The following is a 15,744-nucleotide window of genomic DNA, read 5'->3' as shown; positions in this document are numbered from 1 at the left end:
CGCAGGTACCGGCGGCGGTGGCACGGGCGACGGGGCCGGCGCAGGCACCGCTGGCGTCGTCAGCCGGACCGATATCGGACCGCCGGGTCCCGGCCGTAATCCGGGAATGCCGAACTGCAGGGACAGTACGAGGGCATGCAGCAGCAGGGAAACCAGCACGCCCATTGCCAGCCTGCGCTCGGACGCATCATTGGATAGCACAGGTCGTGCCGCAGTGGCATTGGGCATGCTGGTCGTGTCGCGTCAGGAGATGAAGAAATGAAATGTTGCTGTATTGATAGCACAGCTTACACGCGACAGTAAAGGGGGCGCGCACAAATGGGGGCGCGCACGGTTCGGAACGCTGTTTGCAATCCCGGCTACAATGAATTGGACCGATCAGCAGCCAGAGGTTCGCATGTCGCCAGGATTTATTTTCGCTACGGGTATCGAAAACAGCATCCCCACGATCGACAACGGTCGTGTGCGCATGGACGAGATGGAAAAGTGCGGCCACTACAAATACTGGCGCACGGACTTCGACCTCGTGCAGGAACTCGGCTTGAAAGTCCTGCGCTACGGGCCGCCCTTGCACAAGACGTGGCTCGGGCCCAAGCGCTACGACTGGGAATTCGCCGACCTGGCGCTCAACGACCTGCGCCAGCGCAACATCGCATCGATCGTCGACCTGTGCCACTTCGGCGTGCCCGACTGGATCGGCAACTTCCAGAATCCGGATTTTCCCGAATTGTTCGCCGAGTATGCCGGCACCTTCGCGCGGCGCTACCCATGGCTGCAGTTGTACACGCCGATCAACGAGATGTCGATCTGCGCCCTCTTCTCCGCCCTGTACGGCTGGTGGAACGAGCAGTTGACGACGGACCGCGGCTTCGTCACGGCGACGAAGAACCTCGTCAAGGCGAACATCCTGGCCATGCATGCGATCCTGCAAGTGCGTCCGGACGCCCTGTTCGTGCAAAGCGAATCGACGGAATACTTTCACGCCGAAAGCCCGTCCGCCATCGGCCCCGCCGAGCTGTACAACTCCCGCCGCTTCCTGTCGCTGGACCTGAATTACGGCCGCCGCGTCGATTCCGAAATGTACGAATACATGATGGATAACGGCATGACGCGCGAGGAGTATCACTTCTTCCTGAACAATAATCTGAAGCACCACTGCATCATGGGCAACGATTATTACCAGACCAACGAGCACTATGTGTCGGCGGACGGGCTCACGCGGGCGGCGGGAGAGATCTTCGGCTATGCGGTCATCACGCACCAGTACTACAACCGCTACCGGCTGCCCGTGATGCACACGGAAACGAACTTGTGCGAAGGGCCGCGCGGCGACGAGGCCGTGCACTGGCTGCGCAAGGAGTGGGCGAACGTCCTGCGCGTGCGCAACAACGGCGTGCCGCTCGTCGGGTTCACCTGGTATTCGTTGACGGACCAGGTCGACTGGGACACGGCCCTGCGCGAGAACAACGGCAACGTCAATGCGCTGGGCCTGTTCGATCTCGACCGCAAGATCCGTCCCGTCGGCATCGCCTACAAGGAGCTCGTGCGCGCGTGGATGGAAGTGCTGCCGACGCAAAGCGTCTGCCTGCAGGTGCCGATCGTGATGCCGCACGAATTCCAGCGCCATGTGCCGCCGCCGAGCGGCTGGCCATTCGACGACGACGCAACCCTGGCGCCGCGCACCGAAGAGCGCGAGTAATCGATTAGTGTTCGCTGGGCCCGAACGTGTAGGTACCGCCGTGCGCCAGGTAGACGACCTGCTGGTCGAGTCCGGCCGCCTTCACTTCCCGTGCGAAGTCCGACAGCGGCGACTTGAACACATCGTAATCGTCGTAATGGATGGGAATCGCCTTTTTCGGCTGGACGATCTGCATCAGGGTCACGCCGTCCTTGCCGTCCATCGTGACCTTGAAGACACCCAGGATGCGCGTGCCGCCCAGGTGCAGCAGGGCCAGGTCGACACCGGGAAACCGCTGCGGGATCGCCTTCAGGTCGTCGTAGATCAACGTATCGCCGCTTACATACATGCGATAGGCCGGGGCCGCCGTGTTCGGGCCGAAGTCGAGGACCGATCCCATCACCGAGGGCAGCAGCGCCTGCATGCCCGCCTTGCCGTGGCGGCCCGGGGCCGCCGTGATGCGCAGCCGGGCCTCGCCTTTTTCGACGTCGATCCGGTCCCACGTCGACAGGCCGAACGTGCGCTGGAAGCCCATGTCCTTGAGCTTGTTCGCCGCCGCCTTGGTCGTAATAATGGGAATGTTCTTGTCGAGTTTTTCCTGCACGAGCTTGTCGAAGTGATCCTCGTGCAAGTGCGACAGCACGACGAGATCGATCGGCGGCAACTGTTCGAGAGTCAGGGCTGGATTCGTGAGGCGTTCGGACGTGATGCCGTAGCCGAGGTGCACGTGGTCGCCCTTGTGCAGGAAATTCGGATCCGTCAGGATCGTGAAGCCCTGGTAGCGGATCAGCACCGTCGCGGTGCCGATGAACTGGACGGTGCCGTTCGCTTCAGCGGGCGCGCCCGCCGGTGGCAGCCTGAGTGCGAGCTTGGCGGATTCGGGCGCCTTCGTTTGCGCGAGTGCGACCGCCCAACCCGACAGGAACATCACCATCGTCAACACCACCCGGACCATCACCATGTCGCCTCCTTGCCGTTGTCGAGTCAAGGCTAGCATGGGGGTTTGCACGCCGGCGTTCGCTAGCCTGCAGTCAACGAAAGGATGGGGATGGCCTGCCCAGCTGGGTTCGAACCAGCGACCCTCAGCTTAGAAGGCTGATGCTCTATCCAACTGAGCTATGGGCAGTATGGCTTCATAAATGAAAACGGGCCGTCGAGGACAGCCCGTTTGCAAACGGTGGTCGGAGTACAAGGATTCGAACCTTGGACCCCCTGCTCCCAAAGCAGGTGCGCTACCGGGCTGCGCTACACTCCGATTGGGACGATCATACCCCGCCGGGAGGGAGGCGTCAATGAAGGGGCTCGCCCCGGCGGATGGTCAGACTTCGAAGCGCGCGGCGATGCGCTTGGCCATCGACTCGGCCAGTTCCGCGTTCTTCGCCTCCACCATGACACGCACGAGCGGTTCCGTGCCGGACGGGCGGATCAGCACGCGGCCATTGTCGCCCAGTTCGCGCTCGACGTTTTCCTTCTCCGCCACGACGGCCGCGTTCTTCGTCCAGTCCGTACCCGGCTGCACGCGCACGTTGATCAGGGTCTGCGGATACAGCGTCAGGTCGCTGCAGCACTCGGCCAGGCCCTGGCCGGAACGCTTGAGCGCGGTCAGGACCTGCAGTGCCGACACGATGCCGTCGCCGGTCGTGTGCTTGTCCAGTGCCAACAGGTGGCCCGAGCCTTCGCCGCCCAGCAGCCAGCCGCGGTCCTGCATCATTTCCAGCACGTAGCGGTCGCCGACCTTCGCGCGCGCAAAACCGATGCCCATGTCCTTGAACGCCACTTCGAGCGCCATATTGGTCATCAGGGTGCCGACGGCACCGGCCACCGGACCGGTCGCCATGCGCGCGCGCACCATCACGTACAGCAGCTCGTCGCCGTTGTACAGGCGGCCTTTGGCGTCGCACATGATCAAACGGTCGGCGTCGCCGTCCAGCGCGATGCCGAGGTCGGCCTCGTGCTCGACCACCGCGGCCGCCATCGCCTTCGGGGCCGTCGCGCCGACGCCGTCGTTGATGTTGAAGCCGTCCGGCTTGGTGCCCAGCTCGATGACTTCGGCGCCCAGTTCATGGAACACGTGCGGCGCAATGTTGTAGGCGGCGCCGTGGGCGCAGTCGACGACGATTTTCAGGCCGCGCAGGTCGAGCTCGTTCGGGAACGTGCTCTTGCAGAATTCGATGTAACGGCCCTGCGCGTCGCGCAGGCGCGTGGCCCGGCCCAGCTTTTCCGACGACACGCAGCCCATCGGCTGGTCGATCATCTCCTCGATTTCGAGCTCGACGGCATCGGGCAGCTTGGTGCCATGGCCGGAGAAGAACTTGATGCCGTTGTCCTGGAAAGGATTGTGCGAGGCCGAAATCACGACGCCGGCCTGCAGGCGCAGTGCGCGCGTCAGGTACGCGATGGCCGGGGTCGGCATCGGACCGGCCAGCATCACGTCGACGCCGGCTGCCGAGAAACCGGCTTCCAGCGCCGCTTCCAGCATGTAGCCGGAAATGCGCGTGTCCTTGCCGATCAGGACCGTGGGACGTTCGCTGGTGCCGGCCTTGTCCTTGGCCAGCACCTTGCCGGCGGCATAGCCCAGCCGCATCACGAAGTCAGGGGTGATGGGCGACTTGCCCACCAGGCCGCGTACGCCATCGGTACCGAAATATTTGCGTGCCATTAATTAAATTCTCTTCATCTATTGATTATTCGTAGTGGCCGCTTGCCAGACCTTCAGCGCGTCCACCGTCTCTGCCACATCATGGACCCGCACGATCCGGGCGCCCTGCGCTACCGCAGCGAGCGCACCGGCCAGGCTGCCGGCCAGCCGCTGCTCGACGCTGCGGCCCGTCACGGCGCCGATCATCGATTTGCGCGACAGGCCCGCCAATACGGGCAGGCCCAGTTCGCTTTCCATGCGGTTTATGCTCCGGAGCAAAGCATAATTATGCTCGACACTCTTCCCAAAACCAAATCCGGGATCAATCGTGATGCGTTCGCGTGCCACACCCGCCGCCAGCAGCGCATCGATCCGCTCGCGCAGGAAGGCGATCACGTCGGCCACGACGTCGACGTATTCGGGCTGTGCCTGCATGTCCTGCGGGGTGCCCTGCATATGCATTACGCACAGCCCGCAATCGCTGTCCTTCACGGCCTCGATCGCGCCGGGCGCCCGGAAGCCGTTGATGTCGTTGATCATGTCGGCGCCCGCGATGATCGCCTCGCGCATCACCTCGGGCTTGCAGGTATCGATCGACAGCGGATAACCCAGTTCGCGCAACGCGTAGATCGCCGGCATGACGCGGCGCAGTTCTTCGTCGATGGAGACGCTGGGCGAGCCCGGCCGCGTGGATTCGCCGCCGATGTCGATGATGTCGACGCCGTCCTTGATCATCTGTTCGGCCCGCTCCACGGCGAATTCGAGGCCCTGGTAGCGGCCGCCGTCGGAAAAGGAATCGGGGGTGACGTTGAGGATGCCCATGACCAGGGGGCGCTGGGCGAGGTTATAGCCGAAACGGCCGCACTGCAGATATTGACGCATGACGAAAACCAACGGAATGAAGAATAAAAAAGCACCCGCTCGGGGTGCCTTTTCGAGGAGAGACCGCGCTGGTCAGGCCGGGGCGGTCGCGTTCGGGGCGACGCCGCTGTCGCTCGGAGGCGTGCGCTTGGTCAGGACCACCGACTTCGGCGGGCGCGGCTCGCGGCCGGCCATGATGTCGTTGATCTGGTCGGCATCGATGGTTTCCCATTCGAGCAGCGCCTTCGTCATCACTTCGACCTTGTCGCGGTTTTCTTCCAGCAGGCGACGGGCCAGCGTGTACTGCATGTCGAGGATGTTGCGAATCTCGGCATCGACCTTTTGCTGCGTCGCTTCGGAGATCGTCTTCACGGAGCCGCCGAAGAAGCCTTCGTTCGGATCATCCTCGTAGACCATCACGCCCATGCTTTCCGACATGCCGAAACGGGTCACCATCGAGCGGGCCAGCTTGGTCGCGCGGGCGAAGTCGTTCGATGCGCCGGTCGACATCTGGCCGACGAAGATCTCCTCGGCGATACGGCCGCCGAACAGGATCGAGATCTCTTCCAGCATCTTGTCCTTGTAGCCGGACAGGCTGTCGTGCTCCGGCAACTGCCAGGTCAGGCCGAGGGCATAGCCGCGCGGCATGATCGTGACCTTGTGCACCGGGTCCGCCTTCGGCAGCAGCTTGGCGATCACCGCGTGGCCCGACTCGTGGTACGCGGTATTGCGGCGCTCTTCCTCGCGCATGACCATCGACTTGCGCTCCGGACCCATGAAGATCTTGTCCTTCGCGTCTTCGAAGTCGCTCATCTCGACCAGGCGCTTGCTGCGGCGCGCGGCGAACAGCGCGGCTTCGTTGACCAGGTTGGCCAGGTCGGCGCCGGAGAAGCCCGGGGTGCCGCGCGCCAGGATGTCGGCCTTCACGTCGGTGCCGATCGGCACTTTGCGCATGTGCACGTTGAGGATCTGTTCGCGGCCGCGGATGTCCGGCAGGCCCACCATCACCTGGCGGTCGAAACGGCCCGGACGCAGCAGCGCCTTGTCCAGCACGTCGGCACGGTTGGTCGCGGCGATCACGATCACGCCCGACGATGCCTCGAAGCCGTCCATCTCGACCAGCAGCTGGTTCAGCGTCTGTTCGCGCTCGTCGTTGCCGCCGCCCATGCCGGCGCCACGGTGGCGGCCGACGGCGTCGATCTCGTCGATGAAGATGATGCACGGCGAGTGTTTTTTCGCGTTCTCGAACATGTCGCGCACGCGGGACGCACCCACGCCGACGAACATCTCGACGAAGTCCGAACCGGAGATCGAGAAGAACGGGACCTTGGCTTCGCCGGCGATGGCGCGGGCCAGCAGCGTCTTACCGGTACCCGGGGGACCGACCATCAGCACGCCGCGCGGGATGCGGCCGCCCAGTTTCTGGAACTTGGTCGGATCCTTCAGGAAGTCGACGATCTCGCCCACTTCTTCCTTCGCTTCGTCGCAGCCGGCGACGTCGGCGAACGTGACGGTGTTGTTCGTCTCGTCCATCATGCGCGCCTTCGACTTGCCGAACGAGAACGCCCCGCCCTTGCCGCCGCCCTGCATCTGGCGCATGAAGAACACCCAGACACCGATCAGGAGCAGCATCGGGAACCAGGAAATGAAGACTTGCTGGAGGAACGACGGCTCCTCGGGCGGCTTGACGTCGAAGCGCACGTTGTTGTCGCGCAGGTCGCCGATCAGGCCGCGGTCGAGCATGGTCGCGGTGGTGCGGACCTTGCTGTCGTCGGTGCGGGTCGCGGTGATGCTCGAACCTTCGATCACGACGTCCTTGATGCGTTTCGCCTTGACGTCATCGAGCAGCTCGGAATAAGCAATGGTCTTGCTGCCGCCCGCGACGCTGTGGTTGTCGAACTGCTTGAACAGCATGAACAACAGCAGCGCGACGACCACCCAGATGGCGGATTTGGAAAACATATTATTCACGAAGACTCCTCTGATGCGAACGCATCTTTTCCCATTTTTTCAAAGGCAGATTTTACCGCAATAAGCAGCCCGTGCCACGCACGACCGCCATAGTGCCTTCGGGGACGTTGAAAAACCTGCTGCGCGTTGCACTGTCGTGCTGCGATGCTCGCTGTACTCTCGTACAGCTGCGCTTCTCACACAACATTGCGGCCGCTCGCGACGGTTTTTCAAGGTTCCCTTTTCTCCACTATAGCCGGTTTTTATTTCCGTTGCGCAGCCATCATGCACACAGACGTGGCTGTCCTTTGCTGATGTGCGGTTGTACTGCAGGAAATCAAGGGCGTTTCCGTCGATTTTCGCAATTTCAGGCGGCCGGATTTTTCAGCCCACGCCCCAGCAGGAAAATTTCCGAGGATTTGTCGCGGCTGGCCTTCGGTTTGATCTGTTTGACGACCTTGAATTCGGTGCGGAACTTCTCCAGGACCTGGGTGAACCCCATGTCCTTGAAGCATTTCACCAACAATGCCCCTGAAGGTTTGAGGTGCATTTGAGAGAACTCAATAGCGAGATCGATCAAATCCTCCATGCGCGCCGCATCCGCCGACGGAATACCGGAGAGATTCGGCGCCATGTCGGACAGCACGAGGTCGGCCATGCGGCCTTCGAGAACGCCCGCCAGCTCGTCGAGCACCTCCTGCTCGCGGAAATCGCCCTGGATGAAATGCATGTCGGCGATCGGCTCCATCGGCAGGATGTCCAGGCCGATCATCGTGCCCTTGATGCCGCCCTCGTCGCCGCCGGCCAGCTTGCGCCGCGTGTACTGGCCCCAGCTGCCGGGCGTGCAGCCGAGGTCGACGATCACCTGGCCCGCCTTGATGAGCTTTTCGCTTTCGTCGATTTCCTTCAGCTTGTAGGCCGCACGAGCCCGATAGCCCTCTTTCTGTGCCAATTTGACATACGGATCGTTGATGTGATCGTGGATCCAGTTTTTATTGAATTTGTTCTTGGCCATTCGCGTAAAATACTGCTTTTAATAGGTATCTCAAAATAACATCATGATCAAACTTACACCGGTCGAGCGTGCAGCGCTGCGTGCGGAAGCCCACGGTCTCAATCCTGTCGTCATGATCGGCGCAGACGGCCTGACCGAGGCCGTCATGAAGGAAGTCTCGTCCAGCCTCGACGCACACGGCCTCATCAAGGTACGCGTGTTCGGCGACGACCGTGAAGAGCGCATCGCGATCTACGAACGCATCTGCGCGGAACTCGACGCCGCGCCGGTCCAGCACATCGGCAAGCTGCTCGTGCTGTACCGCCCGAAGAAGGATGACGTCAAGGAACGTTCGACGAAGGCCGGCAAGGGCCTGCGCGAAGTTACCATCGTCAAGCCGAGCCCGAGCGGCACCAAGAAGCCGACCGTAACCAAGGTCCTGCTGAAAGGTAACGAGCGCGTCACGCAAGGCGGCAACATCAAACGGGCCAAGCCACGTCAGGCCAGCACCAAGAAGACGGCCCTGAAATAAGCCGTGTTCACCAAAAATTAACCGGGGCCGCTACCCCGGTTTTTTATGCCTCAGCGGGCCTTCACAACAAGAAGCGCGCCAAGGATGCTCTCGGCCAGGTACAACACCTGCGACACCCCATGCAGCGCCGCGAATGTCCCCCACTGCGGCGACGCCCGCACGCCGGCCGGCCCGGCCGCTGCGCGGATCGCCGCCATCATCGGCTGCAGGCCCAGGTAGACGACGAGGCTGCATGCCAGCATGCCGACGATCAGTGCATACAGCCAGCGCTTGCGCCGCGCGTCGACATCCGCCGCACGCGACGTCAGCAGCGCCAGCAGCGCGGCGAGCGCAATCGCCAGCCAGGCCGAGCGCGTCAGCATGACGCCGACGACATTGCCGGCCTGCGTGCTGTCGAGCACGGCAAAGGCGCTCGGCGCGGCCAGGTAGCTGACGGCCCACACGCTGCCGGCCCACAGGGCGGCAAGCAGCACGCGCGCACTGGCAAGCATCGTGGCGAACTTAGACGTAACGGACTTCCAGGATTTCGTATTCGCGCGGACCGGACGGGGCCTGCACTTCGACCACGTCGCCGGCGTATTTGCCGATCAGCGCGCGCGCGATCGGCGACGTGACGGAGACCTTGTTCTCCTTGAGGTCGGCCTCGTCCATGCCGACGATCTGGTAGGTGACCTTCTGGCCGTTGTCGAGGTCTTCGAGGTCGACGGTCGAGGCGAACACCACGCGGCCTTCCGCATCCAGCGTGGCCGGGTCGATGATCTGCGCGGTGGACAGTTTCTGTTCCAGCTCGGCGATGCGGCCCTCGACGAAGGCCTGGCGCTCCTTGGCGGCGTCGTATTCGGCGTTTTCCGACAGGTCGCCATGCGAGCGCGCCTCGGCGATCGCATCGATCACGTTGCGGCGTTCCTTGGTCTTGAGCTGGTGCAGCTCTTCCTTCAACTTCTCGGCGCCGAATTTGGTCAATGGAGTGTTCATCGTATTCTGTTCTCAGTGTTTGCGGACGTACCAAGTGAAAACCACAGAGCCGCACGGCGCAAGCCGCGCGAACTCTGTGGTCTTGGGTACTGCTAAGCGGTGCTGCTATGTTACCGCATCGCCGCTTAGTTTAAGGTTTTATGCAGGCCTTGTAAATCGTACACCCGCAACTCGTCCAGGTGACGCATGCCCTGCACGGCCGCCTCGGCGCCGGCGATGGTCGTATAGGTGACCACGCGCGCCTGCAGTGCCGACGTACGGATCGTACGCGAGTCGGCGATGGCGCTGCGCTTCTCTTCGACCGTGTTCACCACCATCGCGATCTCGTGGTTCTTGATCATGTCGACGATGTGCGGACGGCCTTCGATCACCTTGTTGACCGGGGTGACCGGGATGCCGGCGGCGGCGATGACGGCCGCGGTGCCCTTCGTCGCGACGAGCGAGAAGCCCAGTTCGACGAGGTCGCGCGCCACTTTCACGGTGCGCGGCTTGTCCGAACCCTTCACCGACAGGAACACGCGGCCAGTCGTCGGCAAGGTGATGCCGGCGGCCAGCTGCGACTTGACGAACGCTTCGCCGAACGTCGTGCCCACGCCCATCACTTCGCCCGTCGACTTCATCTCGGGGCCGAGGATCGTGTCGACGCCCGGGAATTTCACGAACGGGAACACGGCTTCCTTCACGCTGTAGAACGGCGGGACGATCTCTTTCGTGACGCCCTGCTGTGCGAGCGTCTGGCCGACCATGCAGCGCGCGGCGATCTTCGCCAGCTGCAGGCCCGTCGCCTTCGACACGAACGGCACGGTACGCGAGGCGCGCGGGTTCACTTCCAGCACATACACGGTGTCCACGGTCTGGCCGTCGACTTCCGACTGCTGGATCGCGAACTGCACGTTCATCAGGCCGACGACATTCAGCGCCTTCGCCATCAGCGAGGTCTGGCGCTTCAGTTCATCGATGGTCGCCTGGGACAGCGAGTACGGCGGCAGCGAGCACGCGGAGTCGCCCGAGTGCACGCCGGCCTGCTCGATGTGTTCCATCACGCCGCCGATGAACGTCGTCTCGCCGTCCGAGATGCAGTCGACGTCGACTTCGATCGCGTCGTTCAGGAAGCGGTCCAGCAGCACCGGCGAATCGTTCGACACCTTCACGGCTTCGCGCATGTAGCGCTCGAGGTCGCGCTGCTCGTGGACGATCTCCATCGCGCGGCCGCCCAGCACGTACGACGGACGCACGACGAGCGGATAGCCGATCTCGGACGCCAGCGCCAGCGCGTCGGCTTCCGTGCGCGCGGTGCGGTTCGGCGGCTGACGCAGGCCCAGATCCTGCAGCAGCTTCTGGAAGCGCTCGCGGTCTTCGGCCGCGTCGATCATGTCCGGCGACGTGCCGATGATCGGGACGCCGTTCTTTTCCAGGTCCAGCGCGAGCTTCAGCGGGGTCTGGCCGCCGTACTGGACGATCACGCCTTCCGGCTTTTCCAGGTCGACGATTTCCAGCACGTCTTCCAGGGTCAGCGATTCGAAGTACAGGCGGTCGGACGTGTCGTAGTCGGTCGACACGGTCTCCGGGTTGCAGTTGACCATGATGGTCTCGTAGCCGTCTTCGCGCATCGCGAGGGCCGCGTGCACGCAGCAGTAGTCGAACTCGATGCCCTGGCCGATGCGGTTCGGGCCACCGCCCAGCACCATGATCTTCTTCTTGTCGGTCGGGTTCGACTCGCATTCCTCGTCGTACGTCGAGTACATGTACGCGGTGTTGGTCGCGAATTCGGCGGCGCAGGTGTCGACGCGCTTGTAGACCGGACGGATGCCGAACTCGTGGCGCTTGGCGCGCACGGCTTCCGGCGTCGTCTGCATCAGGAACGCGAGGCGGCGGTCCGAGAAGCCCTTCTGCTTAAGCTTGTACAGCGTCGGCTTGTCGAGGCTTTCCAGCTTCTGGTGATCCAGCCACAGTTCGATGTCGACGATTTCCTTGATCTGGATGAGGAACCACGGATCGATCTTGGTGAGGTTGTGCACCTCTTCCAGCGTGAAGCCCTGTGCGAACGCGTCGCCCACGTACCAGATGCGCTCCGGACCCGGCTCGCCCAGTTCTTCCTCGATCTTTTCGCGGTCGCGGGTCTTTTCGTTCAGGCCGTCGACGCCGACCTCCAGGCCGCGCAGCGCTTTCTGGAACGATTCCTGGAATGTGCGGCCCATCGCCATCACTTCGCCGACGGACTTCATCTGCGTCGTCAGGTGCTTGTCCGCGGTCGGGAATTTCTCGAACGTGAAGCGCGGGATCTTGGTGACGACGTAGTCGATCGACGGTTCGAACGAGGCCGGGGTCGCGCCGCCGGTGATCTCGTTGCGCAGCTCATCCAGCGTGAACCCTACCGCCAATTTCGCTGCAACTTTGGCAATGGGGAAGCCGGTCGCCTTCGAAGCCAAAGCGGACGAACGCGACACGCGCGGGTTCATCTCGATGACGATCATGCGGCCGTCTTTCGGGTTGATCGAGAACTGCACGTTCGAGCCGCCCGTGTCGACGCCGATTTCGCGCAGCACGTTGATCGACGCGTTGCGCATGATCTGGTATTCCTTGTCCGTCAGCGTCTGTGCCGGCGCGACGGTGATCGAGTCGCCCGTGTGCACGCCCATCGGATCCAGGTTCTCGATCGAGCAGACGATGATGCAGTTGTCCTTCTTGTCGCGGACGACTTCCATCTCGTACTCTTTCCAGCCGAGCAGCGATTCTTCGATCAGCAGTTCGGAGGTCGGCGACGCTTCCAGGCCGCGCTTGCAGATCGCTTCGAATTCTTCTTCGTTGTAAGCGATGCCGCCGCCCGAACCGCCCATCGTGAACGACGGACGGATGATGGTCGGGAAGCCCAGTTCGCGCTGCACGGCGCGCGCTTCGTCCATCGAGTGGGCGATGCCGGAACGGGCCGAGCCGAGGCCGATCTTCGTCATCGCCTCCTTGAACTTGAAGCGGTCCTCGGCCTTGTCGATGGCTTCCGGCGTCGCGCCGATCAGTTCGACCTTGTACTTGTCGAGGACGCCGTGGCGGTGCAGGTCCAGCGCGCAGTTCAGCGCGGTCTGGCCGCCCATCGTCGGCAGGATCGCGTCGGGACGCTCCTTGTCGATGATGCGCTCGACGGCCTTCCACGTGATCGGCTCGATGTAGGTGACGTCGGCCGTTTCCGGGTCCGTCATGATGGTCGCCGGGTTCGAGTTGACCAGGATGACCTTGTAGCCTTCTTCGCGCAGCGCCTTGCAGGCCTGGGCGCCGGAGTAGTCGAATTCGACCGCCTGGCCGATGACGATCGGGCCCGCGCCGATGATCAGGATGCTTTTGATGTCAGTACGTTTTGGCATTTATTTCTTCTCACTTGCTGGCGTGGGCTTGCATCTTGCTGATGAAACGGTCGAACAGGTAGGCGACGTCCGTCGGGCCGGGCGACGCTTCCGGGTGACCCTGGAAGCAGAACGCCGGCTTGTCGGTGCGCTCGAAACCCTGCAAAGAGCCGTCGAACAGCGAGACGTGGGTCACGCGGCAGTTAGCCGGCAGCGTCGCGGCATCCACTGCGAAGCCGTGGTTCTGCGACGTGATCATGACCTGCTTCGAATCCAGGTCCTGCACCGGGTGGTTGGCGCCGTGGTGGCCGAACTTCATCTTGACGGTCTGCGCGCCCGAGGCCAGCGCCATGATCTGGTGGCCGAGGCAGATGCCGAACGTCGGGATGCCCGAGTCGATCACTTTCTTCGTCGCGGCGATCGCGTAGTCGCAGGCGGCCGGGTCGCCCGGACCGTTGGCGAGGAAGATGCCGTCCGGGTTCAGCGCCAGGGCTTCTTCCGCGGTGGCTTGCGCCGGCAGCACGGTGATCTTGCAGCCGCGCTCGGCCAGCATGCGCAGGATGTTGCGCTTGACGCCGTAGTCGAAGGCGACGACGTGGAACTGCGGGTTCTCCTGCTTGCCGTAGCCCTCGCCCAGCTTCCATTCGGTCTGGTCGAAGGTGTACGGTTCCTTGACGGAGACCACCTTCGCCAGGTCCATGCCGTTCAGGCCCGGGAACGAGCGCGCCAGTTCCAGCGCCTGCGCTTCCGACGGCTCATTGCCCTGCGTGCCGGTCAGGATCGCGCCGTTCTGGGCACCCTTCTCGCGCAGGATGCGGGTCAGCTTGCGGGTGTCGATACCGGCGATGGCGACGACGTTTTCCTGCTTCAGGTAGTCCGCCAGCGATTGGGTCGAGCGGAAATTCGAGGCCAGCAGCGGCAGGTCGCGGATGATCAGGCCGGCGGCGTGGACTTTCGAGGCTTCGACGTCTTCGGCATTGATGCCGTAGTTGCCGATATGGGGGTACGTCAGCGTGACGATCTGACGCGAATAGCTGGGGTCGGTCAGGATTTCCTGGTACCCGGTGATGGCGGTATTGAATACCACTTCACCGATGGTGTGACCGGCGGCGCCGATCGAATATCCTTTGAAAATGGTTCCGTCTGCCAGAGCGAGGATGGCTGGAACGGCTGGGCCAGAAAAAAATGGCGGCAAGGGCAACTCCCGATAAAGTTGCCGTAGGCTGCGCCACGTCAGACCGGCCCGGACAGGGGGTGTGGGCATGCATCTCGCCCAGTGTCACAGGTCGCTAGATAGAGGTTTGGGTGGGTAGTCGCTACGGCAGATAAGTGATGGCTAAACCTCTGAATTATAGCGTGATTTATATCGGCCGGCAATCGCCTGCCCTACGTTTTTCCTCTAAATACCCTGCAGAAAAAATCGGCGGGCGGGCGCGACGATCTGTCGCACCACGCCCGCCGACTTGACGGAAACGTAATTACAGGCCCAGCGCGGCGATACCGGCCTTGGCGATCTGCGCGTCTTCCGCCGATTTCACGCCCGAGACGCCCACGGCGCCGACGACTTCACCGTTGACGACGATGGGCACGCCGCCTTCCAGCATGCCGTCCAGTTCCGGCGCGCGGGCGAACGACACGCGGCCGTTGTTGATCATGTCCTCGTAGATCTTCGACTCACGACGGCCCAGCGCGGCCGTCTTGGCCTTTTGCGGGGCGATGTGGGCCGACACCGGGGCGGCGCCGTCCAGGCGCTGCAGCCACAGCGGGTGGCCGCCGTCGTCGCAGATGGCGATGACGACTTTCCAGCCGTTCGCGACCGCTTCGGCTTCGGCACCAGCGGCGATCTTCTTGATGTCTTCGAGGGTAAGGACGGGCTTGGTTTGCATCTTGAGTCTTTCTTTCGTGTGGCGTTACAAAAAAGGTCTGCGATCAGCGCGCGGCCGACAGCGGGGCCGGCGTGCTTTGTTTGGCCTTCAGCCTGGCCTTCAGGTCGGCCATGACGCCGGCCGCGGCCTGCTCGCCGGCCAGCACGGCCAGGTTGCGGCCGGTGAAGTCGGCGCTGCCCATCGTGCCCAGCGCCGGCGTGATGACGACGTCGGCATCCTTCAGCTCGTGCTGGTTCAGGCGCTGGCCCATGATGGTGAACGTCTGCATCAGCACGTCCACGGAACTCGCGGTGGCCTGCGCCTCGGTCGCACTGGAGATATTAACCGCGATAATGAATTCGGCGCCCATTTCCTTCGCGAAGCGAACGGGCACCGGGGCGACGAGGCCGCCGTCGACATAGCTGCGGCCGCTGATGACGACCGGCTGGAACACGCCGGGCACGGACGACGACGCGCGCACGGCCATGCCGGTGTTACCGCGGCGGAACAGGATCGGCTGGCCCGTCTTCAGGTCCGTGGCGACGGCGCCGAACGGAATCTTCAGTTTTTCGATCGGCTGGTTGTGCACGGCCTTGTTCACATAGGTCTGCAGCGCCTCCCCTTTCAGCACGCCGGGGGCCTTGCTGAAGAACGGGATGGCCCAGTCGGAAATCGTCGTCTCGTCCATGTCGAGGGCGATCTTCTGCAGCTGGAAACCGTTGTAGCCGGACGCGTACAGCGCGCCGACGACGGAACCGGCACTCGTGCCGACGACGATGTCGGGCACGATGCCCTGGGCTTCCAGGGCCTTGATCACGCCGATGTGGGCAAAGCCGCGCGCGGCGCCGCCGCCGAGGGCGAGCGCGATTTTCACGTGACGCAGAGGAAGGGGCGCCGGCGTGGCGGCCACCGGGGC

The 15,744-nt window shown here is 63.2% G+C and carries 13 protein-coding genes and 2 tRNA genes; 2 read left to right on the top strand and 13 right to left on the bottom strand.

Features of this window, described 5'->3' with window-relative positions:
• The first annotated feature begins 397 nt into the window (after nt 1–397).
• Nucleotides 398–1,699 (top strand): family 1 glycosylhydrolase, encoded by a 1,302-nt coding sequence (locus ACEN88_RS10090; RefSeq protein ID WP_413339258.1) that lies wholly within the window; start codon nt 398–400, stop codon nt 1,697–1,699.
• A gap of 4 nt (nt 1,700–1,703) precedes the next feature.
• Here the strand turns inward: ACEN88_RS10090 and ACEN88_RS10085 are convergent, their stop codons facing one another.
• The 7 genes from ACEN88_RS10085 to ACEN88_RS10055 form a co-directional block, all read right to left on the bottom strand.
• The gene (locus tag ACEN88_RS10085; RefSeq protein WP_413339256.1) at nt 1,704–2,639 is read right to left on the bottom strand and encodes an MBL fold metallo-hydrolase; all 936 of its coding nucleotides are present in this window, start codon (nt 2,637–2,639) and stop codon (nt 1,704–1,706) included.
• A gap of 88 nt (nt 2,640–2,727) precedes the next feature.
• Nucleotides 2,728–2,804: transfer RNA gene (locus ACEN88_RS10080), tRNA-Arg, on the bottom strand.
• 52 nt (nt 2,805–2,856) lie between these two features.
• Nucleotides 2,857–2,933: transfer RNA gene (locus ACEN88_RS10075), tRNA-Pro, on the bottom strand.
• Between the two features lie 63 nt (nt 2,934–2,996).
• Nucleotides 2,997–4,337 (bottom strand): phosphoglucosamine mutase, encoded by a 1,341-nt coding sequence (gene glmM, locus ACEN88_RS10070; protein WP_056127993.1) that lies wholly within the window; start codon nt 4,335–4,337, stop codon nt 2,997–2,999.
• Between the two features lie 18 nt (nt 4,338–4,355).
• Complete coding sequence (gene folP / locus ACEN88_RS10065; RefSeq protein ID WP_413339260.1) at nt 4,356–5,198, bottom strand: dihydropteroate synthase; 843 nt, start codon at nt 5,196–5,198, stop codon at nt 4,356–4,358.
• A gap of 72 nt (nt 5,199–5,270) precedes the next feature.
• Nucleotides 5,271–7,148 carry an ATP-dependent zinc metalloprotease FtsH gene (gene ftsH / locus ACEN88_RS10060; protein ID WP_413339254.1) on the bottom strand — a complete coding sequence of 626 codons (1,878 nt, stop codon included), beginning with the start codon at nt 7,146–7,148 and terminating at the stop codon, nt 5,271–5,273.
• 346 nt (nt 7,149–7,494) lie between these two features.
• Complete coding sequence (locus ACEN88_RS10055) at nt 7,495–8,142, bottom strand: RlmE family RNA methyltransferase (protein WP_413339252.1); 648 nt, start codon at nt 8,140–8,142, stop codon at nt 7,495–7,497.
• 43 nt (nt 8,143–8,185) lie between these two features.
• Between ACEN88_RS10055 and yhbY the strand changes: the two genes are divergently transcribed.
• Complete coding sequence (gene yhbY, locus ACEN88_RS10050; RefSeq protein ID WP_413339250.1) at nt 8,186–8,653, top strand: ribosome assembly RNA-binding protein YhbY; 468 nt, start codon at nt 8,186–8,188, stop codon at nt 8,651–8,653.
• Between the two features lie 50 nt (nt 8,654–8,703).
• On the opposite strand, the gene ACEN88_RS10045 is transcribed toward yhbY, so the two are convergent.
• The 6 genes from ACEN88_RS10045 to ACEN88_RS10020 form a co-directional block, all read right to left on the bottom strand.
• Entirely contained in the window at nt 8,704–9,144 is a 441-nt protein-coding gene (locus tag ACEN88_RS10045) for a DUF4149 domain-containing protein (protein WP_413339248.1), read from the bottom strand.
• 10 nt (nt 9,145–9,154) lie between these two features.
• Complete coding sequence (greA, locus tag ACEN88_RS10040) at nt 9,155–9,628, bottom strand: transcription elongation factor GreA (RefSeq protein ID WP_413339246.1); 474 nt, start codon at nt 9,626–9,628, stop codon at nt 9,155–9,157.
• A gap of 125 nt (nt 9,629–9,753) precedes the next feature.
• On the bottom strand, nt 9,754–12,984 hold the full coding sequence (carB, locus tag ACEN88_RS10035; RefSeq protein ID WP_413339245.1) for a carbamoyl-phosphate synthase large subunit: 3,231 nt from the start codon (nt 12,982–12,984) through the stop codon (nt 9,754–9,756).
• Nucleotides 12,985–12,994: 10 nt separating this feature from the next.
• Nucleotides 12,995–14,158: a glutamine-hydrolyzing carbamoyl-phosphate synthase small subunit gene (carA, locus tag ACEN88_RS10030; RefSeq protein WP_413339243.1), complete on the bottom strand. Its 1,164-nt coding sequence runs from the start codon at nt 14,156–14,158 to the stop codon at nt 12,995–12,997.
• Between the two features lie 283 nt (nt 14,159–14,441).
• Complete coding sequence (locus ACEN88_RS10025; RefSeq protein WP_413339241.1) at nt 14,442–14,849, bottom strand: heme-binding protein; 408 nt, start codon at nt 14,847–14,849, stop codon at nt 14,442–14,444.
• 43 nt (nt 14,850–14,892) lie between these two features.
• On the bottom strand, nt 14,893–15,744 hold an 852-nt coding region (locus ACEN88_RS10020), incomplete at its 5' end, for a patatin-like phospholipase family protein (RefSeq protein ID WP_413339239.1).

The sequence above is a fragment of the Massilia sp. CT11-108 genome (assembly GCF_047302915.1).
Taxonomy (GTDB): Bacteria; Pseudomonadota; Gammaproteobacteria; order Burkholderiales; family Burkholderiaceae_D; genus Telluria; species Telluria orientalis.
The sequence above is the reverse complement of the archived record's forward strand: the minus strand, read 5'-3'. Positions and strand labels throughout refer to the sequence as shown.

Bases quoted from the DNA above. Each gene is read 5' to 3' on its own strand.
- greA (WP_413339246.1), bottom strand. From the start codon at position 9,628: ATGAACACTCCATTGACCAAATTCGGCGCCGAGAAGTTGAAGGAAGAG.
- ACEN88_RS10085 (WP_413339256.1), bottom strand. From the start codon at position 2,639: ATGGTGATGGTCCGGGTGGTGTTGACGATGGTGATGTTCCTGTCGGGT.
- yhbY (WP_413339250.1), top strand. From the start codon at position 8,186: ATGATCAAACTTACACCGGTCGAGCGTGCAGCGCTGCGTGCGGAAGCC.
- ACEN88_RS10055 (WP_413339252.1), bottom strand. From the start codon at position 8,142: ATGGCCAAGAACAAATTCAATAAAAACTGGATCCACGATCACATCAAC.
- glmM (WP_056127993.1), bottom strand. From the start codon at position 4,337: ATGGCACGCAAATATTTCGGTACCGATGGCGTACGCGGCCTGGTGGGC.
- carB (WP_413339245.1), bottom strand. From the start codon at position 12,984: ATGCCAAAACGTACTGACATCAAAAGCATCCTGATCATCGGCGCGGGC.
- ACEN88_RS10090 (WP_413339258.1), top strand. From the start codon at position 398: ATGTCGCCAGGATTTATTTTCGCTACGGGTATCGAAAACAGCATCCCC.
- folP (WP_413339260.1), bottom strand. From the start codon at position 5,198: ATGCGTCAATATCTGCAGTGCGGCCGTTTCGGCTATAACCTCGCCCAG.
- ACEN88_RS10025 (WP_413339241.1), bottom strand. From the start codon at position 14,849: ATGCAAACCAAGCCCGTCCTTACCCTCGAAGACATCAAGAAGATCGCC.
- ACEN88_RS10045 (WP_413339248.1), bottom strand. From the start codon at position 9,144: ATGCTTGCCAGTGCGCGCGTGCTGCTTGCCGCCCTGTGGGCCGGCAGC.